The organism is Kribbella sp. NBC_01510, from assembly GCF_045040325.1.
Lineage (GTDB): Bacteria > Actinomycetota > Actinomycetes > Propionibacteriales > Kribbellaceae > Kribbella.
Genome location: NZ_CP109418.1, coordinates 1,208,233 through 1,232,997, shown reverse-complemented (window position 1 = coordinate 1,232,997; position 24,765 = coordinate 1,208,233). Strand labels below are relative to the sequence as shown.

29 protein-coding genes are annotated in these 24,765 nt (G+C 67.3%); all 29 read left to right on the top strand.

From position 1 onward, the window contains the following. The first annotated feature begins 189 nt into the window (after positions 1–189). The 29 genes from rpoB to rplO all read left to right on the top strand — a co-directional run bounded on the left by rpoB (position 190) and on the right by rplO (position 24,707). A complete protein-coding gene (gene rpoB / locus OG558_RS06030; RefSeq protein WP_405069312.1) occupies positions 190–3,675 on the top strand; it encodes a DNA-directed RNA polymerase subunit beta in 3,486 nt (1,161 codons plus the stop codon). Between the two features lie 68 nt (positions 3,676–3,743). Continuing rightward, a complete protein-coding gene (locus OG558_RS06025) occupies positions 3,744–7,604 on the top strand; it encodes a DNA-directed RNA polymerase subunit beta' (RefSeq protein ID WP_329482153.1) in 3,861 nt (1,286 codons plus the stop codon). Between the two features lie 213 nt (positions 7,605–7,817). Beyond that, complete coding sequence (locus tag OG558_RS06020; protein WP_405069311.1) at positions 7,818–9,089, top strand: nuclear transport factor 2 family protein; 1,272 nt, start codon at positions 7,818–7,820, stop codon at positions 9,087–9,089. Further along, positions 9,082–9,828, top strand: coding sequence for a maleylpyruvate isomerase family mycothiol-dependent enzyme (locus OG558_RS06015; RefSeq protein WP_405069310.1), 747 nt, complete (start codon positions 9,082–9,084; stop codon positions 9,826–9,828). The genes OG558_RS06020 and OG558_RS06015 overlap by 8 nt, the downstream gene beginning before the upstream one ends. Positions 9,829–10,108: 280 nt before the next feature. After that, positions 10,109–10,483, top strand: coding sequence for a 30S ribosomal protein S12 (rpsL, locus tag OG558_RS06010; RefSeq protein WP_328526112.1), 375 nt, complete (start codon positions 10,109–10,111; stop codon positions 10,481–10,483). Then, on the top strand, positions 10,483–10,953 hold the full coding sequence (gene rpsG / locus OG558_RS06005; RefSeq protein WP_130384648.1) for a 30S ribosomal protein S7: 471 nt from the start codon (positions 10,483–10,485) through the stop codon (positions 10,951–10,953). Before rpsL ends, rpsG begins: the two co-directional genes overlap by 1 nt. 122 nt (positions 10,954–11,075) lie before the next feature. Beyond that, a complete protein-coding gene (gene fusA, locus OG558_RS06000; protein ID WP_329484783.1) occupies positions 11,076–13,136 on the top strand; it encodes an elongation factor G in 2,061 nt (686 codons plus the stop codon). Between the two features lie 73 nt (positions 13,137–13,209). Next, positions 13,210–14,403, top strand: a complete 1,194-nt coding sequence (gene tuf / locus OG558_RS05995; protein ID WP_329482150.1) for an elongation factor Tu — start codon at positions 13,210–13,212, stop codon at positions 14,401–14,403. Between the two features lie 356 nt (positions 14,404–14,759). Further along, a complete protein-coding gene (gene rpsJ / locus OG558_RS05990; RefSeq protein WP_012923688.1) occupies positions 14,760–15,068 on the top strand; it encodes a 30S ribosomal protein S10 in 309 nt (102 codons plus the stop codon). Between the two features lie 16 nt (positions 15,069–15,084). Further along, positions 15,085–15,753, top strand: a complete 669-nt coding sequence (gene rplC, locus OG558_RS05985) for a 50S ribosomal protein L3 (protein WP_329482149.1) — start codon at positions 15,085–15,087, stop codon at positions 15,751–15,753. Further along, entirely contained in the window at positions 15,750–16,442 is a 693-nt protein-coding gene (rplD, locus tag OG558_RS05980; protein WP_405069309.1) for a 50S ribosomal protein L4, read from the top strand. The genes rplC and rplD overlap by 4 nt, the downstream gene beginning before the upstream one ends. Beyond that, positions 16,439–16,744, top strand: a complete 306-nt coding sequence (rplW, locus tag OG558_RS05975; protein WP_329003464.1) for a 50S ribosomal protein L23 — start codon at positions 16,439–16,441, stop codon at positions 16,742–16,744. The genes rplD and rplW overlap by 4 nt, the downstream gene beginning before the upstream one ends. Next, positions 16,744–17,577 (top strand): 50S ribosomal protein L2, encoded by an 834-nt coding sequence (gene rplB, locus OG558_RS05970; RefSeq protein ID WP_328526116.1) that lies wholly within the window; start codon positions 16,744–16,746, stop codon positions 17,575–17,577. Before rplW ends, rplB begins: the two co-directional genes overlap by 1 nt. A 15-nt stretch (positions 17,578–17,592) precedes the next feature. Then, positions 17,593–17,874 carry a 30S ribosomal protein S19 gene (rpsS, locus tag OG558_RS05965; protein WP_130441496.1) on the top strand — a complete coding sequence of 94 codons (282 nt, stop codon included), beginning with the start codon at positions 17,593–17,595 and terminating at the stop codon, positions 17,872–17,874. A gap of 50 nt (positions 17,875–17,924) precedes the next feature. Then, complete coding sequence (gene rplV, locus OG558_RS05960) at positions 17,925–18,506, top strand: 50S ribosomal protein L22 (protein WP_405069308.1); 582 nt, start codon at positions 17,925–17,927, stop codon at positions 18,504–18,506. Between the two features lie 2 nt (positions 18,507–18,508). Beyond that, positions 18,509–19,369, top strand: a complete 861-nt coding sequence (gene rpsC, locus OG558_RS05955; protein WP_405069307.1) for a 30S ribosomal protein S3 — start codon at positions 18,509–18,511, stop codon at positions 19,367–19,369. Between the two features lie 3 nt (positions 19,370–19,372). Continuing rightward, positions 19,373–19,792, top strand: a complete 420-nt coding sequence (gene rplP, locus OG558_RS05950; protein ID WP_134107178.1) for a 50S ribosomal protein L16 — start codon at positions 19,373–19,375, stop codon at positions 19,790–19,792. Then, a complete protein-coding gene (rpmC, locus tag OG558_RS05945; protein WP_329482147.1) occupies positions 19,792–20,094 on the top strand; it encodes a 50S ribosomal protein L29 in 303 nt (100 codons plus the stop codon). Before rplP ends, rpmC begins: the two co-directional genes overlap by 1 nt. After that, a complete protein-coding gene (gene rpsQ, locus OG558_RS05940) occupies positions 20,091–20,390 on the top strand; it encodes a 30S ribosomal protein S17 (RefSeq protein WP_329482146.1) in 300 nt (99 codons plus the stop codon). Before rpmC ends, rpsQ begins: the two co-directional genes overlap by 4 nt. 94 nt (positions 20,391–20,484) lie before the next feature. After that, positions 20,485–20,853: a 50S ribosomal protein L14 gene (gene rplN, locus OG558_RS05935; RefSeq protein ID WP_012923677.1), complete on the top strand. Its 369-nt coding sequence runs from the start codon at positions 20,485–20,487 to the stop codon at positions 20,851–20,853. Between the two features lies 1 nt (position 20,854). After that, positions 20,855–21,241, top strand: coding sequence for a 50S ribosomal protein L24 (rplX, locus tag OG558_RS05930; RefSeq protein ID WP_328526121.1), 387 nt, complete (start codon positions 20,855–20,857; stop codon positions 21,239–21,241). Then, on the top strand, positions 21,241–21,813 hold the full coding sequence (rplE, locus tag OG558_RS05925; protein ID WP_405069306.1) for a 50S ribosomal protein L5: 573 nt from the start codon (positions 21,241–21,243) through the stop codon (positions 21,811–21,813). Before rplX ends, rplE begins: the two co-directional genes overlap by 1 nt. Position 21,814: 1 nt before the next feature. Then, positions 21,815–22,000 carry a type Z 30S ribosomal protein S14 gene (locus tag OG558_RS05920; protein ID WP_012923674.1) on the top strand — a complete coding sequence of 62 codons (186 nt, stop codon included), beginning with the start codon at positions 21,815–21,817 and terminating at the stop codon, positions 21,998–22,000. A gap of 91 nt (positions 22,001–22,091) precedes the next feature. Beyond that, positions 22,092–22,499, top strand: a complete 408-nt coding sequence (rpsH, locus tag OG558_RS05915; protein WP_405069305.1) for a 30S ribosomal protein S8 — start codon at positions 22,092–22,094, stop codon at positions 22,497–22,499. A 27-nt stretch (positions 22,500–22,526) separates the two neighbouring features. Further along, a complete protein-coding gene (gene rplF / locus OG558_RS05910) occupies positions 22,527–23,069 on the top strand; it encodes a 50S ribosomal protein L6 (protein ID WP_328526124.1) in 543 nt (180 codons plus the stop codon). Between the two features lie 2 nt (positions 23,070–23,071). Further along, positions 23,072–23,455 carry a 50S ribosomal protein L18 gene (gene rplR, locus OG558_RS05905; protein ID WP_131360993.1) on the top strand — a complete coding sequence of 128 codons (384 nt, stop codon included), beginning with the start codon at positions 23,072–23,074 and terminating at the stop codon, positions 23,453–23,455. 28 nt (positions 23,456–23,483) lie between these two features. Beyond that, positions 23,484–24,083: a 30S ribosomal protein S5 gene (gene rpsE / locus OG558_RS05900; protein WP_328526125.1), complete on the top strand. Its 600-nt coding sequence runs from the start codon at positions 23,484–23,486 to the stop codon at positions 24,081–24,083. Next, positions 24,083–24,265: a 50S ribosomal protein L30 gene (gene rpmD / locus OG558_RS05895; protein WP_329482145.1), complete on the top strand. Its 183-nt coding sequence runs from the start codon at positions 24,083–24,085 to the stop codon at positions 24,263–24,265. The genes rpsE and rpmD overlap by 1 nt, the downstream gene beginning before the upstream one ends. 1 nt (position 24,266) lies before the next feature. Then, positions 24,267–24,707, top strand: coding sequence for a 50S ribosomal protein L15 (gene rplO / locus OG558_RS05890; protein WP_329482144.1), 441 nt, complete (start codon positions 24,267–24,269; stop codon positions 24,705–24,707). Positions 24,708–24,765: the final 58 nt, after the last annotated feature.

Here is a 24,765-nt window from a genome sequence, read left to right as displayed (position 1 = left end):
TCCTTGACGGAGAGGGTGGTCCGACGGCATAGTGTTGGACCCCATTGGACAGGCTTGCCTGGATCATGTAACCTATTGCTTTGCGCTGCCTTTACTTACACCCTGGCTCGGGTCTCGACTTGACTAGGGTGGTTCGGCGTGCGCTCCCAGCACCGAAGTGATTTCTGCGAGCCCGTGGAAGGACGCCCCTTGGTCGCCTCGCGCAACCCCCAGTCCGACAGCATTTCCGACGTTTCCGGCTCACCACGCCGCATCTCCTTCGCAAAGATCTCCGAACCTCTCGAGGTTCCGGATCTGCTTGCGCTGCAGGTGGACAGTTTCGACTGGCTGGTCGGCAACGAAACGTGGCAGGCCCGTGTGGCCGCCGCCGAGGCCGAGGGACGGACCGAACTGTCCGGCCCGTCCGGCCTGGAAGAGATTTTCGAGGAGATCTCCCCGATCGAGGACTTCAGCGGCACCATGTCGCTGTCGTTCCGCGACCACCGCTTCGAGCCTCCGAAGAACACGGTCGACGAGTGCAAGGAGCGGGATGTCACCTACTCCGCGCCGCTGTTCGTCACCGCCGAGTTCATGAACAACGAGACCGGCGAGATCAAGAGCCAGACCGTCTTCATGGGTGACTTCCCGCTGATGACGCGCAAGGGCACCTTCGTCATCAACGGCACCGAGCGTGTCGTGGTGTCCCAGCTCGTCCGCTCGCCCGGTGTGTACTTCGAGCGCACGCCGGACAAGACGTCGGACAAGGACATCTTCACCGCCAAGATCATCCCGTCGCGCGGCGCGTGGCTGGAGTTCGAGGTCGACAAGCGCGACATGGTGGGCGTGCGGCTGGACCGCAAGCGCAAGCAGAACGTCACCGTGCTGCTCAAGGCGCTCGGCTGGACCGACGCGCAGATCCTGGAGGAGTTCGGCGACTACGAGTCGATCCGGCTCACCCTGGAGAAGGACCACACCTCCGGGCAGGACGACGCGCTGCTGGACATCTACCGCAAGCTGCGGCCGGGCGAGCCGCCGACGCGGGAGGCCGCGCAGGCGCTGCTGGACAACTACTACTTCAACGGCAAGCGCTACGACCTGGCCAAGGTCGGCCGCTACAAGATCAACAAGAAGCTCGGCCGCGACGAGGCCCACGACACCGCGGTGCTGACGATCGACGACATCGTCGCCACGATCAAGTACCTGGTGGCACTGCACGAGGGCAAGACCGAGCTGCCCGCGCCGACCGGTGAGATCGTCGTCGAGGAAGACGACATCGACCACTTCGGCAACCGCCGGCTGCGCACCGTCGGCGAGCTGATCCAGAACCAGTTGCGCACCGGCCTGGCCCGGATGGAGCGCGTGGTCCGGGAGCGGATGACGACCCAGGACGTCGAGGCGATCACGCCGCAGACCCTGATCAACATCCGTCCGGTGGTGGCGGCGCTGAAGGAGTTCTTCGGCACCTCCCAGCTGTCCCAGTTCATGGACCAGACCAACCCGATCGCGGGTCTGACCCACAAGCGCCGCCTGTCGGCCCTTGGCCCGGGTGGTCTGAGCCGCGAGCGGGCCGGCTTCGAGGTTCGCGACGTGCACCCGTCCCACTACGGCCGGATGTGCCCGATCGAGACCCCGGAAGGCCCGAACATCGGTCTGATCGGCTCGCTCGCGACGTACGGCCGGGTGAACCCGTTCGGCTTCGTCGAGACGCCGTACCGCAAGGTCGTCGACGGCCAGGTCACCGACCAGGTGGACTACCTGACCGCGGACGAGGAGGACCGGTTCGTCATCGCGCAGGCGAACGCCGCGCTGACCGAGGACGACCGGTTCGCCGAGGACCGGGTGCTGGTCCGCCGGCGCCACGGTGAGGTCGAGCTCGTGCTGGTCGAGGACGTGGACTATATGGACGTCTCGCCGCGCCAGATGGTGTCGGTGGCGACCGCGATGATCCCGTTCCTCGAGCACGACGACGCCAACCGCGCCCTGATGGGCTCCAACATGCAGCGCCAGGCCGTTCCGCTGATCACCGCGGACGCCCCCCTGGTCGGTACCGGCATGGAGTTCCGCGGTGCGGTCGACGCCGGTGACGTGGTGGTGGCCGACAAGGCCGGCGTGATCAAGGAGGTGTCGGCCGACCTGATCGAGGTCGCCGCCGACGACGGCACGTACCAGACCTACCGGCTGGCGAAGTTCCGCCGCTCGAACCAGGGCACCTGCATCAACCAGCGCCCGCTGGTTGACGCCGGGCAGCGGGTCGAGGTCGGCACGCCGCTGGCCGACGGTCCGTGCACCGACGAGGGTGAGATGGCGCTCGGCCGCAACATGCTGGTCGCCTTCATGCCGTGGGAGGGCCACAACTACGAGGACGCGATCATCCTCTCCCAGCGCGTCGTCCAGCAGGACCTGCTGACCTCGATCCACATCGAGGAGCACGAGGTCGACGCTCGCGACACCAAGCTGGGCCCGGAGGAGATCACCCGGGACATCCCGAACGTCTCCGACGAGATGCTGGCCGACCTGGACGAGCGCGGCATCATCCGGATCGGCGCCGAGGTCACCACCGGCGACATCCTGGTCGGCAAGGTCACGCCCAAGGGTGAGACCGAGCTGACCCCGGAGGAGCGGCTGCTCCGGGCGATCTTCGGTGAGAAGGCGCGGGAGGTCCGCGACACCTCGCTGAAGGTGCCGCACGGCGAGGAGGGCACCGTCATCGGTGTCCGGGTCTTCGACCGCGACAACGGCGACGAACTGCCGCCGGGCGTCAACCAGCTGGTCCGGGTGTACGTCGCCCAGAAGCGCAAGATCTCGGTCGGCGACAAGCTGGCCGGCCGACACGGCAACAAGGGCGTCATCTCCAAGATCCTGCCGGTCGAGGACATGCCGTTCCTCGAGGACGGCACTCAGGTCGACATCATCCTGAACCCGCTGGGCGTGCCCGGCCGGATGAACGTCGGTCAGGTGCTGGAGACCCACCTCGGCTGGATCGCCAGCCGCGGCTGGGAGGTCGACCCGGAGAACACCGAGGAGTGGGCCCAGCGGCTGATCAAGATCGGCGCCGGTTCCGCGGCTCCGATGACGAATGTCGCCACCCCGGTCTTCGACGGCGCCAAGGAGGAGGAGGTCACCGGCCTGCTCGGCTCCACGCTGCCGAACCGCGACGGTGTCCGGATGGTCGACGGCTCGGGCAAGGCCCGGCTGTTCGACGGCCGTTCGGGTGAGCCGTTCCCGGAGCCGGTCGGCGTCGGCTACATGTACATGCTGAAGCTGCACCACCTGGTCGACGACAAGATCCACGCACGGTCGACCGGTCCGTACTCGATGATCACGCAGCAGCCGCTGGGCGGTAAGGCTCAGTTCGGCGGCCAGCGGTTCGGCGAGATGGAGGTGTGGGCCCTGGAGGCCTACGGTGCCGCCTTCGCGCTGCAGGAGCTGCTCACGATCAAGTCGGACGACGTGGTCGGTCGCGTCAAGGTGTACGAAGCGATCGTCAAGGGCGAGAACATCCCGGAGCCGGGTATCCCGGAGTCCTTCAAGGTTCTGGTCAAGGAAATGCAGTCCCTGTGTCTGAACGTGGAAGTGCTCTCGTCCGACGGAAGCCGGGTCGAGATGCGCGACAGCGAGGAGGACGTCTTCCGTGCAGCGGAGGAACTGGGCATCGATCTGTCCCGGCGTGAGCCGAACAGCGTCGAGGAGGTCTGAGCGGGTTGCCGCTTGAGATCAACAACCAACTCACTCAGACCATTTTTAGCAACGGGAGATAACACATCGTGCTCGACGTGAACTTCTTCGACGAGCTTCGGATCGGCCTGGCGACCGCGGATGAGATCCGCCAGTGGTCGCACGGCGAGGTCAAGAAGCCCGAGACGATCAACTACCGGACGCTCAAGCCCGAGCGTGACGGCCTTTTCTGCGAGAAGATCTTCGGTCCCACCCGGGACTGGGAGTGCTACTGCGGCAAGTACAAGCGCGTTCGCTTCAAGGGCATCATCTGCGAGCGGTGTGGCGTCGAGGTCACCCGCTCCAAGGTGCGCCGTGAGCGGATGGGCCACATCGAGCTGGCCGCCCCGGTCACCCACATCTGGTACTTCAAGGGTGTCCCGTCGCGGCTCGGCTACCTGCTCGACCTCGCCCCGAAGGACCTCGAGAAGGTCATCTACTTCGCGGCGTACATGATCACCGACGTCGACGAGGAGGCGCGGCACCGCGACCTCTCGTCGCTGGAGGGTCGCACCGACGTCGAGCGCAAGCAGCTCGAGAACCGGCGCGACAACGACATCGAGCAGCGGATGAAGAAGCTCGAGGAGGACCTGGCGCAGCTCGAGGCCGAGGGCGCCAAGGCCGACGTACGGCGCAAGGTCAAGGAAGGTGCCGAGCGTGAGGTCAAGCAGCTGCGTGACCGTGCGCAGCGCGAGATCGACCGCCTCGACGAGGTCTGGACCCGGTTCAAGAACCTGAAGGTCCAGGACCTGGAGGGCGACGAGATCCTCTACCGCGCCATGAAGGAGCGGTTCGGCAAGTACTTCGAGGGCGCCATGGGTGCCGCCGCGATCCAGCGCCGGCTGGAGACCTTCGACCTGAAGGCCGAGGCGGACAACCTGCGCGAGACGATCAAGACCGGCAAGGGCCAGCGCAAGACCCGCGCCCTGAAGCGGCTCAAGGTCGTCACGGCGTTCCTGGCCACCAACAACAGCCCGATGGGCATGGTGCTCGACTGCGTTCCGGTGATCCCGCCGGACCTGCGGCCGATGGTTCAGCTCGACGGTGGCCGGTTCGCCACCTCGGACCTGAACGACCTGTACCGCCGGGTGATCAACCGGAACAACCGGCTCAAGCGACTGCTCGACCTGGGCGCGCCGGAGATCATCGTCAACAACGAGAAGCGGATGCTGCAGGAGGCCGTCGACGCGCTGTTCGACAACGGTCGCCGTGGTCGTCCGGTCACCGGCCCGGGCAACCGGCCGCTGAAGTCGCTGTCCGACATGCTCAAGGGCAAGCAGGGTCGTTTCCGGCAGAACCTGCTGGGCAAGCGCGTCGACTACTCGGGCCGTTCGGTCATCGTGGTCGGCCCGCAGCTGAAGCTGCACCAGTGCGGTCTGCCGAAGGCGATGGCGCTGGAGCTGTTCAAGCCGTTCGTGATGAAGCGGCTGGTCGACCTCAACCACGCGCAGAACATCAAGTCCGCCAAGCGGATGGTCGAGCGTCAGCGCGCCCAGGTCTGGGACGTGCTGGAAGAGGTCATCACCGAGCACCCGGTCCTGCTCAACCGTGCACCAACCCTGCACCGGCTGGGCATCCAGGCGTTCGAGCCGCAGCTGATCGAGGGCAAGGCGATCCAGATCCACCCGCTCGTCTGCTCCGCGTTCAACGCGGACTTCGACGGTGACCAGATGGCGGTGCACCTGCCGCTGTCGGCCGAGGCGCAGGCCGAGGCCCGGATCCTGATGCTGTCGACGAACAACATCCTGAAGCCGGCTGACGGCCGTCCGGTCACGATGCCGACGCAGGACATGATCATCGGCATCTACTTCCTGACCATGCTGAAGGAGGGCGCACTCGGCGAGGGCCGGGCGTTCAGCTCGGTGGCCGAGGCGCTGATGGCGTTCGACCGCAACGAGCTGTCGCTGCAGGCCAAGGTCACGCTGCGGCTCGACGAGTCCGGCGTACCGGCCGGTGCCGCCGAGCGTGCCGACGGCGGGTTCGCGCTGGAGACCACGCTGGGCCGGGCTCTGTTCAACGAGGCGCTGCCGCAGGACTACCCGTTCGTGGACGTCGAGGTCGGCAAGAAGCAGCTGGGCGGGATCGTCAACGACCTGGCCGAGCGGTACTCCAAGGTCGAGGTTGCCAACGCCCTCGACGCGCTGAAGGACCTCGGTTTCCGCTGGGCCACCCGCTCGGGTGTCACGGTGTCGATCGACGACTTCAGCACGCCGCCGAGCAAGCCGGAGATCATGGCTCGCTACGAGTCGCAGGCCGAGAAGGTCCAGAAGCAGTTCGAGCGAGGTCTGATCACCTCGTCCGAGCGGCGCCAGGAGCTGATCGAGATCTGGACCGGCGCCAACGCCGAGGTCGGCAAGGCCATGGAGGAGAACTTCGAGAAGGCCAACCCGATCTGGATGATGGTCCACTCGGGTGCCCGAGGCAACATGATGCAGATCCGGCAGATCGCCGGTATGCGTGGCCTGGTGGCCAACCCGAAGGGCGAGATCATCGCCCGGCCGATCAAGTCCAACTTCCGCGAGGGTCTGTCGGTGGTCGAGTACTTCATCGCCACCCACGGTGCCCGGAAGGGTCTGGCCGACACCGCGCTGCGGACCGCCGACTCGGGGTACCTGACCCGTCGTCTGGTGGACGTGTCGCAGGACGTGATCATCCGCGAGGAGGACTGCGGGACCGAGCGGGGTCTGCCGAAGAAGATCGGCGAGAAGGACCCGTCGGGCAAGGTCGTGCACGCCGAGAACGTGGAGACCAGCGCCTACGCACGGACCCTGGCCGGCGACGTCAGCGACGCCGACGGCAACCTCGTCCTCGAGTCCGGCGCCGACCTGGGCGACGTGTCGATCGCCAAGCTGGTCGCGGCCGGGATCGAAGAGGTCAAGGTCCGCTCGGTGCTCACCTGTGACGCCAAGACCGGGACCTGCGCGAAGTGCTACGGCCGTTCGCTGGCGACCGGCAAGCCGGTCGACATCGGCGAGGCGGTCGGCATCATCGCGGCCCAGTCCATCGGTGAGCCGGGTACGCAGCTGACGATGCGTACCTTCCACACCGGTGGTGTCGCGGGTGATGACATCACCCACGGTCTGCCGCGTGTGGTCGAGCTCTTCGAGGCCCGTCAGCCCAAGGGCAAGGCGCCGATCGCCGAGGCCGCGGGCCGGATCGCGATCGAGGACACCGACAAGACCCGGAAGCTGGTGCTCACCCCGGACGACGGTTCCGAGGAGGTCGCCTACCCGGTGTCGAAGCGTGGCCGCCTGCTGATCGAAGAGGGTCAGCACGTCGAGGTCGGCCAGCAGCTGACGCAGGGTACGCCGGACCCGCAGGAGGTGCTGCGGATCCTCGGCGTACGCAAGGCGCAGGAGCACCTGGTGGACGAGGTCCAGGAGGTGTACCGGTCGCAGGGTGTGGCCATCCACGACAAGCACATCGAGATCATCGTCCGGCAGATGCTGCGCCGGGTCACGGTGATCGAGTCGGGCGACGCCCAGCTGCTGCCGGGTGAGCTCGCGGACCGGATCATGTTCGAGGCGGAGAACCGTCGCGTCGTGGCTGAGGGCGGTACGCCGGCCTCCGGTCGTCCGGTGCTGATGGGTATCACCAAGGCCTCGCTGGCGACCGAGTCGTGGCTGTCGGCCGCCTCCTTCCAGGAGACGACCCGCGTCCTCACCGAGGCCGCGATCCACGGCAAGTCCGACTCGCTGGTCGGTCTGAAGGAGAACGTCATCATCGGCAAGCTGATCCCGGCCGGTACGGGCATGGACCGGTACCGCAACATCCGGGTGGAGCCCACCGAGGAGGCGAAGGCCGCGATGTACTCGATGGTCGGCTACGAGTCGTACGACTACGACTTCGGCCCGTCCACCGGTCAGTCGGTCCCGCTCGACGACTTCGACCTCGGTTCCTACCAGAACTGAGCCAAGTCACCCCCCTGACCGGGGCGGTGGGGCGGGGAAGAAGCAATACCGAGGGCGGCACTCCCATAGGGGGTGCCGCCCTCGCGGCGTTCCGGGGTTCAAACGCTTGGCTGACAGGGGATTCCGGCGTTCTGGGCGATCTCGTACGGCGGTCTGCCGAAGACACTCGGGGTGGCGGCTGAAAGTGTCCGGCGGATGCGCCAAGATTGGGGCATGACGGATCTCCCGGCCTATCTGCGGCCCTTTGTCCTGGGAGTTTTGGACGGGCCCGACGTGCGGGTGGACAGACTGGGAGAGATCGACTTCTATCGCCCGGCCGGGACTGCCCGGACCGGGGCGGTGCTGTTCGTCCATGGGGGTCCTGGGCCCGCCGGCCTCGAGGTGATGCCGCGGGACTGGCCGGTCTACCGGGGGTACGCGACCGCAGCCGCCAGGCGAGGCCTGGTGGCCGCTGTCGTCGATCACAGCCTGATCCACGGCCTCGACCGCCTGGTCACCGCCGCGGACGAGGTGGAGGCCGCGGTCGGCGTCCTGCGTTCCGATCCACGCGTCGACCCCGATCGGGTCGGCCTGTGGTTCTTCTCCGGCGCCGGCCTGCTGGCGGGGGAGTGGCTGGACAGCCGCCCCGACTGGCTGCGGTTCGTCGCCCTGTCCTATCCCCTGCTCGCCACCCCGCCCGGTGTCGACGATCTGGTAAACGCCGCCGAAGTGATCGGCAAACACAAGGATCTGCCGGTGCTGCTGACCAGAGCCGGGCTCGAGCGCGAGGAGCTCGCCGGCCCGGTCGCGGAGTTCGTTTCCGCGGGTGGCAGCTCGCTGGACATCATCGACGTACCGAAAGGGCACCACGGGTTCGACATGCTCGACCACACCGAAGAATCACGCGCCGCCGTCACCAAGGCTCTGGACTGGGCCATCGCCCACCTGGGCGAGGAGCCCGGCGGCGAGGAGAAGTTGCTCGTCCCACCCCCGCCGCCGGCCAAGAAGACCACGACCACCCGCCGCAGGACGCCTGCCGCCAAGCCCGCCGTGGCGGTCAAGGAAGCACCGGCAGTTGCTGAACCCGCCAGTCAGCAGGTGCCCACTCCTACTCCCACCCCTGCCGCGACCATGGCCCCGCTGGCCGACCTGGGCGCCGCCACCATCGCCGCTGTCACGGCGGATACGCCCGCCGCGCGCGTCGTCGGGCGCGAGCACGCCGCGTACGCCGCTCACGACCTGGAGGCGTTCCTGGCGATGTACTCGCCGACCGCGCGGATCCAGCTCGTGGACGGGACCGAGCTGAAGGGCCGCCGGTTCCTGCGCGAGCACTACCGGCCGCGGTTCGACGCCGGACGCTGCAAGACCGAGGTGGTGCAGAAGCTGATGCTCGGCGATTGGGTGGTCGAGCACGTGCTGGCCTACGACACCGGCGAACCGGCCGCCCAGCTCGCGCTCTACCGCGTCGCCGACGGATTGATCACCGAAGTCGAGTTCCGTGCCTGAACCGATCGACCATCTCTCCGAGTTCGAGCGGACGGCCGCGGAGGTCGCGGCCGTGCTCGACCGGGTGGACCCGGCCGCTGTGGTGCCGAACTGCCCGGGCTGGACGCTGGCCGACCTGGCCATGCACCTCGGTTCGGGGCAGCGCTGGGCCGCGTCGATCGTGCTCAGCGGCATCTCCCAGAAGCGCCCGGAGGTCCTGCGTACGACGATCTCCTGGTCCGACTGGTATGCCGGTACGACCGCCGCACTGGCCGCCGCGCTGCGGGCGGTCGATCCGGACGAACCGTGCTGGAACTTCGCGCCGGTGGATCAGCGGGCGGGATTCTGGTCCCGCCGGCGCATGCATGAGACGGTCATCCATCTCGTGGACGCCGTACAGGCTGAAGCCCGGGAGGCCACTGGTCTGGACGTGATACCTGCCGAGATCGCGGCCGACGGGGTGGACGAGGTGTTCGGGGTGTTCCTGCCCCGGATGCTGGCCCGCGGGGCGAAGCTGGCGGTCACCCGCCAGGTCGGCGTACGCGCGATCGACACGGGCGACGAATGGACGCTGACGCCTGTGTCTGAAGGGGATCGGCCGCAGGTGGAGCGGGGGAAGGCAGCCGGCGAGGCGGTCCTCTCGGGGACCGCGGCAGAGCTGGACCTCTGCCTCTGGAAGCGCTTGCCCGCGGACGTTCTGGAGGTCGACGGGGACCGCTCGGTGGCAGCCGCTTTCCTGGCTGGTAAGACCACTCCGTAGAGCCTGTAGACTGGAGAAGCGGAATGGCCTCTGCGCCGGTCGGGTAGTCATTTTGACCGTGCTTGAGGCAGCCGCTAGTCTTAACGATCGTGCCCGGGTCATCCTGGGCCGTCATGCGTGCCCCTCGTCGAACCGGGTCTGCGCGCGTGGCACGGGACTCCTGCCGACAGTCTGGAAGATTACGGCTTCGGTACGCCCGTGCGCACGCGACACACCCGACCGCGGGGGTCAGGCAAGCAACAGCAGAGAGATAGCCGGACGACAGAAAGAGACCTACGCGGTGCCCACCATTCAGCAGCTGGTCCGCAAGGGCCGCCAGGACAAGGTGTCCAAGAACAAGACGCCCGCCCTGAAGGGTTCCCCTCAGCGTCGCGGTGTGTGCACGCGCGTCTACACGACTACGCCGAAGAAGCCGAACTCGGCGCTTCGGAAGGTCGCGCGTGTCCGCCTGACCAGCGGCATCGAGGTCACCGCGTACATCCCCGGCGTCGGCCACAACCTGCAGGAGCACTCGATCGTGCTCGTCCGCGGCGGTCGTGTGAAGGACCTGCCCGGTGTCCGGTACAAGATCATCCGCGGTTCGCTCGACACCCAGGGTGTGAAGAACCGCAAGCAGGCCCGCAGCCACTACGGCGCGAAGAAGGAGAAGAGCTAATGCCGCGCAAGGGCCCCGCCCCGAAGCGCCCGGTCATCATCGACCCGGTCTACAGTTCGCCGCTCGTCACCCAGTTGATCTCCAAGATCCTGGTCGACGGCAAGAAGCAGATCGCGCAGAGCATCGTCTACAACGCGCTCGAGGGCACCCGCACCAAGACCGGCACGGACCCGGTGATCACGCTGAAGCGTGCACTGGACAACGTGAAGCCGAGCATCGAGGTGAAGAGCCGCCGCGTCGGTGGCGCCACCTACCAGGTGCCGATCGAGGTCAAGCCCGGTCGCTCGACCACGCTCGCCCTGCGCTGGCTGACGTCGTACTCCCGTGCGCGTCGCGAGAAGACCATGTCCGAGCGACTGATGAACGAGATCCTGGATGCCTCCAACGGCCTGGGAGCCTCGGTGAAGCGCCGCGAGGACACGCACAAGATGGCCGAAGCCAACAAGGCTTTCGCCCACTACCGCTGGTGATCCGGGGTCCGATCCGGACCCCAGCGCTCACCCCTTTGACGCAGTACAGAATCGAGAGGTAGACCACCGAGGTGGCCGTACAAATCACCACCGACCTGGCCAAGGTCCGCAACATCGGGATCATGGCTCACATCGACGCCGGCAAGACGACGACGACCGAGCGGATCCTCTTCTACACCGGTATCACCTACAAGATCGGTGAGGTCCACGACGGCGCCGCCACGATGGACTGGATGGAGCAGGAGCAGGAGCGCGGCATCACGATCACGTCCGCCGCGACGACCTGCACCTGGAAAGACCACACCATCAACATCATCGACACCCCGGGCCACGTCGACTTCACCGTCGAGGTGGAGCGTTCGCTGCGCGTCCTCGACGGTGCCGTCGCGGTGTTCGACGGTGTCGCCGGCGTGGAGCCGCAGTCGGAGACCGTATGGCGCCAGGCGGACCGGTACGGCGTACCGCGGATCTGCTTCGTGAACAAGCTGGACCGGACCGGCGCGGAGTTCATGCGCTGCGTCGACATGATCGTCGACCGGCTGGCCGCGGTGCCGCTGGTGCTGCAGCTGCCGATCGGTGCGGAGGCGGACTTCATCGGCGTCGTCGACCTGATCGGGATGCGCGCGCTGACCTGGCGCGGCGAGACCACGATGGGTGAGGACTACACCGTCGAGGAGATCCCGGCCAGCCACACCGAGATCGCCGCCGAGTGGCGCGACAAGCTGATCGAGACGCTGGCCGAGGCCGACGACGAGATCATGGAGATGTACCTGGAGGGCGACGAGCCGAGCCAGGAGCAGATCGTTGCGGCCATCCGGCGGGCGACCATCGCCAGCAAGCTGACCCCGGTCCTGACTGGTACGGCGTTCAAGAACAAGGGCGTCCAGCCGCTGCTCGACGCGATCAACGCGTTCCTGCCGAGCCCGCTCGACGTTCCGGCCATCGAGGGCCACGACGTCAAGGACAGCGACAAGGTCGTCCTGCGCAAGCCGGACGACAGCGAGCCGTTCTCGGCGCTGGCATTCAAGATCGCGGCCGACCCGCACCTGGGCAAGCTGACCTTCATCCGGGTCTACTCCGGCAAGCTGGAGACCGGCACCCAGGTCCTGAACCCCACCAAGGGGCGTAAGGAGCGGATCGGCAAGATCTACCGCATGCACGCGAACAAGCGTGAGGAGATCGCGTCGATCGGCGCCGGCCACATCGTCGCCGTGATGGGTCTGAAGGACACCACCACCGGTGAGACGCTGGCCGACCCGGCCAAGCCCGTCGTACTGGAGTCGATGCAGTTCCCGGCCCCGGTCATCTCGGTCGCCATCGAGCCCAAGTCGAAGGGCGACCAGGAGAAGCTGGGCGTCGCGATCCAGCGGCTCGCCGAGGAGGACCCGACCTTCCAGGTCCGGACCGACGAGGACACCGGCCAGACCATCATCGCCGGTATGGGCGAGCTGCACCTCGAGGTGCTGGTCGACCGGATGAAGCGCGAGTTCCGCGTCGAGGCCAACGTCGGCAAGCCGCAGGTCGCCTACCGCGAGACCATCAAGAAGAAGGTCGAGAAGGTCGACTACACGCACAAGAAGCAGACCGGCGGTTCGGGTCAGTTCGCGCGCGTGATCATCGACATCGAGCCGACGAGCGTCGAGGCCGGTGGTGAGGGCGGGTACGAGTTCGTCAACGCCGTCACCGGTGGCCGCATCCCCCGGGAGTACATCCCGTCGGTCGACGAGGGCGCCCAGGAGGCGATGGAGTTCGGCGTACTGGCCGGCTACCCGATGGTGGATGTCAAGGTGACGCTGCGAGACGGCGCCTACCACGACGTCGACTCCTCCGAGCTCGCGTTCAAGATCGCCGGTTCGATGGCCTTCAAGGATGCCGCCCGCAGGGCGACCCCGGTCATCCTGGAGCCGATGTTCGCGGTCGAGGTCATCACGCCCGAGGACTACATGGGTGAAGTGATCGGCGACCTCAACTCACGCCGCGGCCAGATCCAGTCGATGGACGAGGGCCCCGGTGGCAGCCGGGCCATCAAGGCCCTGGTGCCGTTGTCCGAGATGTTCGGGTATGTCGGTGACCTGCGGTCCAAGACCCAGGGCCGCGCGTCCTACTCGATGCAGTTCGATTCCTACGCCGAGGTTCCGAAGAACGTGGCGGAAGAGATCATCAAGAAGGCCCGGGGCGAGTAGTCTCTCGCATCCGGACCAACCACCCACAGCGCGTCGGCGTACGGCGTAGTCAACATTTACTAGGAGGGCCCCAGTGGCGAAGGCGAAGTTCGAGCGGACTAAGCCGCACGTCAACATCGGCACCATCGGTCACATCGACCACGGTAAGACCACTCTTACCGCGGCGATCACCAAGGTGCTGCACGACAAGTACCCGACCCTCAACGAGGCGTCGGCCTTCGACCAGATCGACAAGGCGCCCGAAGAGCGTCAGCGCGGTATCACCATCTCGATCGCGCACGTCGAGTACCAGACCGAGGCCCGGCACTACGCCCACGTTGACTGCCCGGGGCACGCGGACTACATCAAGAACATGATCACCGGTGCGGCCCAGATGGACGGCGCGATCCTGGTCGTCGCCGCCACCGACGGCCCGATGCCGCAGACGCGTGAGCACGTGCTGCTCGCCCGCCAGGTCGGCGTGCCGGCCATGGTCGTGGCGCTGAACAAGTGCGACATGGTCGACGACGAGGAGATCCTGGAGCTCGTCGAGCTCGAGGTCCGCGAGCTGCTCTCGGAGCAGGAGTTCGACGGCGACAACGCCCCGGTCATCAAGGTCGCGGCGCACCCGGCACTGCAGGGTGACGCGAAGTGGGGCGAGTCGATCCTCGAGCTGATGGACGCGGTCGACTCCTACATCCCGCAGCCGGTCCGCGAGGTCGACAAGCCGTTCCTGATGCCGGTGGAGGACGTCTTCACCATCACCGGTCGCGGCACGGTCATCACCGGCCGGATCGAGCGCGGTGTCGTCAAGATCAACGAGACCGTCGACATCGTCGGCATCCGTCCGGAGAAGCAGACCACCACGGTCACCGGCATCGAGATGTTCCGCAAGCTGCTGGACGAGGGTCAGGCCGGTGAGAACGTCGGTCTGCTGCTGCGTGGCACCAAGCGCGAGGACGTCGAGCGCGGCATGGTCGTCATCAAGCCGGGCACCACGACCCCGCACACCAACTTCGACGCCTCGGTCTACATCCTGTCGAAGGAGGAGGGCGGCCGTCACACGCCGTTCTTCCAGAACTACCGCCCGCAGTTCTACTTCCGCACCACGGACGTCACCGGCGTCGTCACGCTGCCCGAGGGCACCGAGATGGTCATGCCGGGCGACAACACCGACATGTCGGTCGAGCTGATCCAGCCGATCGCCATGGAAGAGGGTCTGAAGTTCGCGATCCGCGAAGGTGGCCGCACCGTCGGCGCCGGCCGGGTCACCAAGATCATCAAGTGATCTCACGAGGTCCGCGAGGGCTCGCACGCTGAGCCCTCGCGGACCTCTGCTTTGCGCCTGATCCGGCGCTCAGGTGGGACCGGATCAGGCGTGAGGCCACCCGATTGGCGTTCCGGCGCCGATCTCTGGCACAATGTTCAGGTTGCTCAGGCGAGGCCGCCGGGGCGCGCCCCAGGCTATGTCTGGCGGCTGCGCCGGACCGGAGACCATGCCGAGGTTCCGGTCCGAGACCGGGCCCCGATCACCAATCCAGGTCGATGAAGCGGTGAGTCACGCGCGTGCCGCGCACGCGACACACCCGACCGCGGGGGTCGGAGCAACGCAACGAAGACGATAGAGAAGGACGAAGCGAAGCGATGGCGGGACAAAAGATCCGCATCCGGCTGAAGGCCTACGACCACGAGGTCATCGACAGCTCGGCGCGCAAGATTGTCGACACGGTGACGCGTACTGGTGCGAAGGTTGCTGGCCCGGTGCCGTTGCCGACGGAAAAGAACGTGTTCTGCGTCATCCGCTCGCCGCACAAGTACAAGGACAGCCGCGAGCACTTCGAGATGCGCACCCACAAGCGGCTCATCGACATCATCGACCCCACGCCGAAGACCGTCGACTCGCTGATGCGGCTCGACCTGCCGGCCGGCGTCGACATCGAGATCAAGCTCTGAGGGACGCGAACAACCAATGAGCCCCACTGTGAACACTTCCAAGAACACGCGCGGTCTGCTGGGCACCAAGCTCGGCATGACCCAGACCTGGGACGAGAACAACCGTGTCGTCCCCGTCACCGTGATCCAGGCCGGCCCCTGCGTCGTGACCGAGGTTCGCACCTCGGACAGCCACGGGTACGACGGTGTCCAGATCGCCTTCGGCGACATCGACCCCCGCAAGGTGACCAAGCCGATGCGCGGTCACTTCGACAAGGCCGGCGTGACGCCGCGGCGCCACCTGCTGGAGCTGCGCACCGCCGACGCCAGCGAGTACACGCTGGGCCAGGAGATCAAGGCCGAGGCCTTCGAGGCCGGTGAGCGGGTCGACGTTTCCGCCACCAGCAAGGGCAAGGGCTTCGCCGGTGTGATGAAGCGGCACGGCTTCCACGGCCTGCGCGCCACCCACGGTGTGCACAAGAAGCACCGCTCGCCGGGCTCCATCGGTGGCTGTGCCACCCCCGGTCGCGTCTTCAAGGGCCTGCGGATGGCGGGCCGGATGGGCGCCGAGCAGATCACCACGCAGAACATCAGCGTGCACGCGATCGACACCGAGCGCGGCCTGATCCTGCTCAAGGGTGCCGTTCCCGGCCCCAAGGGCGGCCTCGTGCTGATCCGCAACGCCGCGAAGGGAGCTGCCAAGTGAGCACCGTCGACGTCGTCGTCGTGAAGGGCGACAAGGTCAGCAAGAAGGGCTCCGCCGAGCTTCCGGCCGAGCTGTTCGACGTCCAGGTCAACATCCCGCTGATCCACCAGGTCGTGGTGGCCCAGCTGGCCGCGGCCCGCCAGGGTACGGCGAAGGCCAAGAGCCGGGGCGAGGTGTCCGGCGGTGGCGCCAAGCCGTACCGCCAGAAGGGCACCGGTCGCGCCCGCCAGGGCTCGACCCGCGCGCCGCAGTTCACCGGTGGTGGCGTCGTCCACGGCCCGGTGCCGCGCGACTACAGCCAGCGGACCCCGAAGAAGATGATCGCCGCCGCGCTCCGCGGTGCGCTGTCCGACCGGGCCCGCGACGGCCGCGTGCACGTCGTGGAGAAGTTCGTCGACGGCGACAAGCCGTCCACCAAGGCCGCGCTGAACGTGCTGGCCGAGGCCGCTGAGCCGGGCAAGGTCCTGGTCGTGGTCGAGCGTGCCGACGAGCTCACCTGGCTCAGCCTGCGCAACGTGCAGCACGTGCACCTGATCGCCGCCGACCAGCTGAACGCGTACGACGTTCTGGTCAGCGACGCGGTCGTGTTCACCCAGCCGGCGCTGGAGGCCTTCGTGGCCGGTGCGCCGAAGGGCAAGTCCGTCAAGGCCGTCGCCACGTCGACTGAGGCCGAGGAGGTAGAGGCATGAGCCACGGAGTCAACAAGGACCCCCGCGACGTGCTGCTCCGGCCGGTCGTGAGCGAGAAGAGCTACGGCCTGCTGGACGAGCAGAAGTACACGTTCGAGGTCGCACCGGATGCCAACAAGACCGAGATCAAGCTCGCGGTCGAGAAGGTGTTCAAGGTCAAGGTCAACGACGTCAACACCCTCAACCGCAAGGGCAAGCGCCGCCGCACTCGTGCCGGCTGGGGCAAGCGCCCGGACACCAAGCGAGCGATCGTGACCCTCAAGGGCGACGACCGCATCGACATCTTCGGAGGCCAGTCGTAATGGGAATCCGCAAGTACAAGCCGACGACGCCGGGCCGCCGTGGCTCGAGCGTGGCCGACTTCGTCGAGCTCACCCGTTCGACCCCCGAGAAGTCGCTGCTGCGCCCGCTGCCGAAGAAGGGCGGCCGGAACAACACCGGCAAGATCACCACCCGGCACCACGGTGGCGGTCACAAGCGGGCGTACCGGCTGATCGACTTCAAGCGGTACGACAAGGACGGCGTGCCGGCCAAGGTCGCCGAGATCGAGTACGACCCGAACCGCACCGCGCGGATCGCGCTGCTGCACTACGTCGACGGCGAGAAGCGCTACATCCTCGCCCCGTCGAACCTGAAGCAGGGCACGATCGTCGAGAACGGCCCTGCCGCCGACATCAAGATCGGCAACAACCTGCCGCTGCGCAACATCCCGGTCGGCTCCACGGTGCACGCCGTCGAGCTGCGCCCGGGCGGCGGCGCGAAGATGGGCCGCTCGGCCGGTGCCAGCATCCAGCTGGTCGCGAAGGAAGGCCGGATGGCCACCCTGCGGATGCCGTCCGGCGAGGTCCGGATGGTCGACGTGCGCTGCCGCGCCACCCTCGGTGAGGTCGGCAACGGCGAGCAGTCGAACATCAACTGGGGCAAGGCGGGCCGGATGCGCTGGAAGGGCAAGCGCCCGACCGTCCGTGGTGTCGCGATGAACCCGGTCGACCACCCGCACGGTGGTGGTGAGGGCAAGACCTCGGGTGGTCGCCACCCGGTGTCCCCGTGGGGTCAGCCTGAGGGCCGCACCCGCACCCGCAAGGAAAGCGACCGCATGATCGTCCGGCGCCGCAAGGCCGGCAAGAAGCGCTGATAGGAGCCGGCCAGAATGCCACGCAGCCTGAAGAAGGGCCCGTTCGTCGACCACCACCTGGCCAAGAAGGTGGAGGTGCAGAACGAGAAGGGCACCAAGAACGTCATCAAGACCTGGTCCCGCCGATCGATGATCGTGCCGGACATGATCGGCCACACGATTGCGGTGCACGACGGCCGCAAGCACGTGCCGGTGTTCGTGACGGACGCGATGGTCGGGCACAAGCTCGGCGAGTTCGCCCCGACCCGGACGTTCAAGGGTCACGAGAAGGACGACCGGAAGTCACGGCGTCGCTGACCGCGTGTCAGTGACGAAGCGATAGCAACCTACGGAGAGATTCGAACATCATGAGCGTTCAAGAGCGTAGGGCCGTCAGTGCCCGTCGCGAGAGCCTGCTGGGCGACGAGCCCGGGGCCTTCGCGGTCGCGCGCTTCGTCCGCGTGACGCCGATGAAGGCGCGCCGCGTGGGCGACCTGGTGCGCGGTCTGGGCGTCGACGACGCACTCGCCACTCTGAAGTTCGCCCCGCAGGCCGCTGCCGCGACCGTGTACAAGGTCGTCGACAGCGCCGCGGCGAACGCCGAGGGCACCGAGCACCTGAGCCGGGCCGACCTGGTCGTGGCGAAGGTCCTGGTGGACGAGGGTCCGACGCTGAAGCGTCACCGCCCGCGTGCCCAGGGCCGGGCCACCCGGATCGACAAGCGGACCAGCCACATCACCGTCGTGGTCGCGCCGCGGGTCGAGGACGAGCCGGTCGAGAAGAACCCGGCTCCGGCGAAGAAGTCCGCCAAGAAGGCGGACACGGCCAAGAAGGCGCCGGCGAAGAAGGCCGCGGCCGACCAGGCCGAGGCCGCCGAGAAGCCGGCCAAGAAGGCGACCGCCAAGAAGTCGGCCGCCAAGAAGGCCACCGCTGAGAAGAAGGAGTCCTGACTGTGGGACAGAAGGTAAACCCGCACGGGTTCCGTCTCGGCATCAGCACCGATCACAAGAGCCGCTGGTACGCCGACAAGCTGTACAAGGACTACGTGGGCGAGGACGTCAAGATCCGCCGCCTGCTGAGCAAGGGCATGGAGCGCGCCGGCATCTCCCGCGTGGAGATCGAGCGCACCCGTGACCGGGTCCGGGTCGACATCCACACCGCCCGTCCGGGCATCGTCATCGGTCGCCGTGGCGCCGAGGCGGACCGGATCCGGGGCAGCCTGGAGGAGCTCACCGGCAAGCAGGTGCAGCTGAACATCCTCGAGGTGAAGAACGCCGAGGTCGACGCCCAGCTGGTCGCGCAGGGCGTGGCCGAGCAGCTGTCCGGCCGCGTGGCGTTCCGCCGCGCGATGCGCAAGGCGATGCAGACCACCATGCGTGGCGGCGCCCTGGGCATCCGGATCCAGTGCTCCGGCCGGCTCGGTGGCGCGGAGATGTCGCGGTCCGAGTTCTACCGCGAGGGCCGGGTGCCGCTGCACACGCTCCGCGCGGACATCGACTACGGCTTCTACGAGGCCCGCACGACCTTCGGCCGGATCGGCGTGAAGGTCTGGATCTACAAGGGCGACGTCGCCGGCACCCGCGCGGAGCGCGAGGCGCAGGCCGCTGCCCGCGCCGCTACCCAGCAGCGTGGCCGTCCGGCCCGCCGTGACGGTGGCGACCGCGGCGACCGCGGCGACCGTGGTGGTCGCGGTGGTGACCGTGGCGGTCGTCGTGACGACCGTCGCGACGGCGGCGCCCGGAACGAGGCTCCGAAGGCCGACGCCGCTCCGGCGGCCGAGAAGCCGGCCGAGACGACCGGAACGGAGAGCTGAACCGTGCTCATCCCCCGCAAGGTCAAGCACCGCAAGCAGCACCACCCGAAGCGCTCCGGCGCGGCCAAGGGCGGTACCACGCTGGCGTTCGGTGACTTCGGTATCCAGGCGCTGGAGAACCACTACGTCACCAACCGGCAGATCGAGGCCGCGCGTATCGCGATGACCCGGCACATCAAGCGTGGCGGCAAGGTGTGGATCAACATCTACCCGGACCGTCCGCTGACCAAGAAGCCGGCCGAGACCCGGATGGGTTCCGGTAAGGGTTCGCCGGAGTGGTGGATCGCCAACGTGAAGGCCGGCCGCGTGCTGTTCGAGCTCTCCGGCGTACCGGAGGACATCGCTCGCGAGGCCATGCGCCGCGCGATTCACAAGTTGCCGATGAAGTGCCGCTTCATCTCCCGAGAGGCAGGTGAGAACTGATGGCTACCACCGTGACCGCAGCCGAACTGCGCAATCTCGGCAAGGACGAGCTGATGTCGAAGCTCGGTGAAGCCAAGGAGGAGCTGTTCAACCTCCGGTTCCAGGCTGCTACGGGTCAGCTGGAGTCCCACGGCCGGCTGCGCGCCGTTCGCAAGGACATCGCCCGCATCTACACGGTGCTGACCGAGCGGGCGCTCGGCATCACCGACGAGGTCGAGGAAACGGTCGAGGCGGCTGACGCCACGCCCGAGGTCGAGACCGACGAGGCGGACGACAGCGAGAAGGCCGAGGCGAAGGCATGACCGAGAACGCGAAGGACGAGACCGTGAGCACGACCACCACCGAGACGCGAGGCCGCCGGAAGACCAAAGAGGGCCTGGTGCTGAGCGACAAGATGGACAAGACCGTCACGGTCGAGGTCGAGGACCGGGTCAAGCACAAGCTCTACGGCAAGGTCATCCGGCGCACCAGCAAGCTGAAGGCGCACGACGAGCAGAACGCCGCCGGTATCGGCGACCGCGTCCTCCTGATGGAGACCCGGCCGCTGTCGGCGACCAAGCGCTGGCGCGTCGTCGAGATCCTCGAGAAGGCCAAGTAGTAGTTCCGGTCCCAGACCGGCAACCAATCGAAATCATTCGTTCCGCAAGGCTCACAGCTTGTGAGAACCAGCGAGACAACCAGGAGATCAACAGATGATCCAGCAGGAGTCGCGACTGAAGGTCGCCGACAACACGGGTGCCAAGGAGATCTTGTGCATCCGCGTTCTCGGTGGCTCCGGTCGGCGCTACGCCGGTGTCGGTGACACGATCGTCGCCACCGTCAAGGACGCGATCCCCGGCGGTGGTGTGAAGAAGGGTGACGTCGTCAAGGCGGTCGTCGTGCGGACCGTGAAGGAGCGCCGGCGTCCGGACGGCTCCTACATCCGCTTCGACGAGAACGCCGCGGTGATCCTGAAGGCCGACGGCGAGCCCCGGGGCACCCGTATCTTCGGGCCGGTCGGCCGGGAGCTGCGGGAGAAGCGCTTCATGAAGATCATCTCGCTCGCCCCGGAGGTGCTCTGAGATGGCGCAGAGGAAACTGCACGTGAAGAAGGGCGATCAGGTCCGCGTGATCGCCGGTAAGTCCAAGGGCCTCGAGGGCAAGATCATCCAGGTCCTGCCCGACGCCGAGAAGGTCATCGTCGAGGGCGTGAACCGGGTCAAGAAGCACACCAAGGTGCAGCAGGCCCAGCGCGGCGGCACCACCGGTGGCATCGTCACCCAGGAAGCCCCGATCCACGTCTCGAACGTGATGCTTCTGGTCGAGGTCGACAAGGACGGCAAGAAGCAGAAGGTGACCACCCGCGTCGGCTACAACCGCGTCGAGGTGCAGAAGCGGCGCCCCGACGGCTCGACGTACACCGGTTTCCGGAGCGTCCGGATCGCGCGGCGTACCGGCGAGGAGATCTGATGACCACCGCAGTGAGCGAGACCAGGATCCAGCCGCGGCTGAAGACGACGTACCGCGAGGAGATCGTCGGCAAGCTGCAGGAGCAGTTCCAGTTCGACAACGTCATGCAGGTGCCCGGCCTCACCAAGATCGTGGTGAACATGGGCGTCGGCGAGGCGGCGCGCGACTCGAAGCTGATCGAGGGCGCGGTCAAGGACCTGGCCGCGATCACCGGGCAGAAGCCGCAGGTGACCAAGGCCCGCAAGTCGATCGCGCAGTTCAAGCTGCGCGAGGGGATGCCGATCGGCGCCCACGTGACGCTGCGCGGCGACCGGATGTGGGAGTTCCTGGACCGGCTGCTGGCGCTCGCGCTGCCCCGGATCCGCGACTTCCGCGGCCTGTCCCCGAAGCAGTTCGACGGCACTGGGAACTACACCTTCGGTCTGACCGAGCAGGTGATGTTCCACGAGATCAACCAGGACCGCATCGACCGGGTCCGGGGCATGGACATCACCGTGGTGACCACCGCGAAGAACGACGACGAGGGCCGGGCCCTGCTGCGGCAGCTCGGTTTCCCGTTCAAGGAGAACTGACGTGGCGAAGACAGCACTCAAGGTCAAGCAGGCCCGGAAGCCGAAGTTCGCGGTGCGCGGTTACACCCGCTGCCAGCGCTGCGGCCGGCCGAAGGCGGTCTTCCGCAAGTTCGGCCTGTGCCGGATCTGCCTGCGGGAGATGGCGCACCGGGGCGAGCTGCCCGGCGTGACCAAGTCCAGCTGGTGACCGTCTCCACCTCCGAACTTCTCCCTATTCACCATCTAGTCACCGTAGGTCGCCGGCCGGCGAAACCACGGCGGGAAAGAGGCCCCAGGCCATGACGATGACCGACCCGATCGCAGACATGTTGACGCGTCTGCGGAACGCCAATCAGGCGTACCACGAGTCGACCACGATGCCGTACAGCAAGATCAAGCAGGGCATCGCCGACATTCTCCAGCAGGAGGGTTACATCTCCTCCTACAAGGTCGAGGAGCCCAAAGAGGGCGCCGTCGGCAAGACCCTGGTCGTCGACCTCAAGTTCGGCCCGAGCCGGGAGCGCTCCATCGCGGGTGTTCGCCGGATCAGCAAGCCGGGCCTGCGGGTCTACGCGAAGTCGACCAACCTGCCCAAGGTCCTCGGCGGACTGGGTGTCGCGATCATCTCGACGTCCCAGGGACTGCTGACCGACCGTCAGGCCAAGCACAAGGGCGTCGGCGGGGAAGTCCTCGCCTACGTCTGGTGACGAAGAACCGGAAGGAGGACCACTCTCATGTCTCGCATCGGTAAGCTCCCGATCTCGGTCCCGTCCGGCGTCGACGTCACGATCGACGGCCAGACGGTCACCGTGAAGGGTCCCAAGGGTCAGCTCTCGCACGTCGTGGCTGAGCCCATCGCGGTCAACCGGGACGAGGACGGCACCATCGCGGTGTCCCGCCCCGACGACCAGCGCAAGAGCAAGGAACTGCACGGCCTGTCCCGCACCCTGATCGCCAACCTGGTGACCGGCGTGACGGACGGCTACGAGAAGAAGCTCGAGATCGTCGGCGTCGGGTACCGCGTCCTGTCCAAGGGACCGACCCAGCTGGAGTTCTCGCTCGGGTACAGCCACACGATCACGGTCGACGCCCCGGAGGGCATCACCTTCGTGGTCGAGGCGCCGACCCGCTTCTCGGTGCAGGGCATCGACAAGCAGTCGGTCGGCGAGGTCGCCGCCAACATCCGCAAGCTGCGCAAGCCCGAGCCGTACAAGGGCAAGGGTGTGCGGTACGCCGGCGAGCAGGTGCGCCGCAAGGTCGGAAAGGCTGGTAAGTAACCATGGCGATCGGACTGCGTCCGCACAAGCACTCCGCCAAGAAGACGGCGTCACGGCTGCGTCGCCAGATCCGGGTCCGGAAGAAGATCAACGGCACGGCCGACCGGCCGCGGCTGGTGGTCACCAAGTCGTCGCGGCACCTGTTCGTTCAGGTCATCGACGACGTGGCCGGCAAGACGCTGGCGTCCGCCTCCACCATGGAGGCCGACCTGCGTGGCGCGGAGGCGAACAAGACCGACAAGGCCAAGACGGTGGGCGGCCTGATCGCCGACCGGGCCAAGGCCGCCGGCATCGACTCGGTCGTCTTCGACCGGGCCGGGAACAAGTACCACGGCCGCATCGCGGCCCTGGCCGACGCCGCTCGCGAGGGCGGGCTCGGCTTCTGATGGCGACAAGGGAAGAAGGTAACTCGAAATGAGCGGAGGCCAGCAGCGTCGCGGAGGCGGCGCCGGTGGTGAGCGCCGTAACCGCGACGGTGGTCGTGGTGCGGCAGCCGACAAGACCGCCTACATCGAGCGTGTGGTAGCCATCAACCGTGTCGCCAAGGTCGTGAAGGGTGGTCGTCGCTTCAGCTTCACCGCCCTCGTGGTCGTCGGCGACGGTGAAGGCACCGTCGGTGTGGGTTACGGCAAGGCCAAGGAGGTGCCCGCGGCGATCGCCAAGGGTGTCGAGGAGGCCAAGAAGGCGTTCTTCAAGGTGCCGCGGATCCAGGGCACCATCCCGCACCCGGTCCAGGGCGAGAAGGCCGCAGGCGTTGTCATGCTGCGTCCGGCCGCTCCCGGTACCGGTGTGATCGCGGGTGGCTCGGCACGCGCCGTACTGGAGTGCGCCGGGATCCACGACATCCTCAGCAAGTCGCTGGGTTCGTCCAACGCCATCAACGTGGTGCACGCCACGGTGGCGGCGCTGCGCAGCCTGGAGACCCCGGAGGCCGTGGCCGCGCGCCGTGGCCTGACGGTCGAGCAGGTCGCCCCGGCGGCACTGCTGAAGGCGCGGGCGGAGGTGGCCTCCTGATGGCACGCCTGAAGGTGACCCAGACCCGTTCCGGCATCAGTGGCAAGCAGAACCAGCGCGACACGCTGCGCACCCTGGGCGTCAAGCGGATCGGCGACACCGCCGTCCACGAGGACAAGCCCGAGGTTCGCGGCATGGTGCGTGCGGTTCGCCACCTCATCACCGTCGAGGAGGTCGACTGACATGGCGCTGAAGGTTCATCACCTGCGTCCGGCGCCCGGTGCCAAGACCGCCAAGACCCGCGTGGGTCGTGGTGAGGGCAGCAAGGGCAAGACGGCCGGCCGCGGTACCAAGGGCAGCAAGGCGCGCAACAACATCCCCGAGTGGTTCGAGGGTGGCCAGATGCCGCTGCACATGCGGCTCCCGAAGCTGAAGGGCTTCAAGAGCAGGAACCGGGTGGAGTTCCAGGTCGTTAACCTGGACAAGCTCGGACAACTGTTCCCCGACGGTGGCGAGGTCGGCGTAGCCGAACTGGTCGCCAAGGGTGCGGTCCGTCGTGGTCAGCCGGTGAAGGTGCTGGGTGACGGCGAACTGACCGTGGCACTGCAGGTTTCGGTGCACAAGTTCTCCAAGTCCGCCCAGGACAAGATCCAGGCGGCCGGGGGGACCATCACCGAGGTGTGACGAGGTCCAGGGCTCGACCGGTACGGCGCTTGATATCCTGCGCCGGTCGGACGAGCCC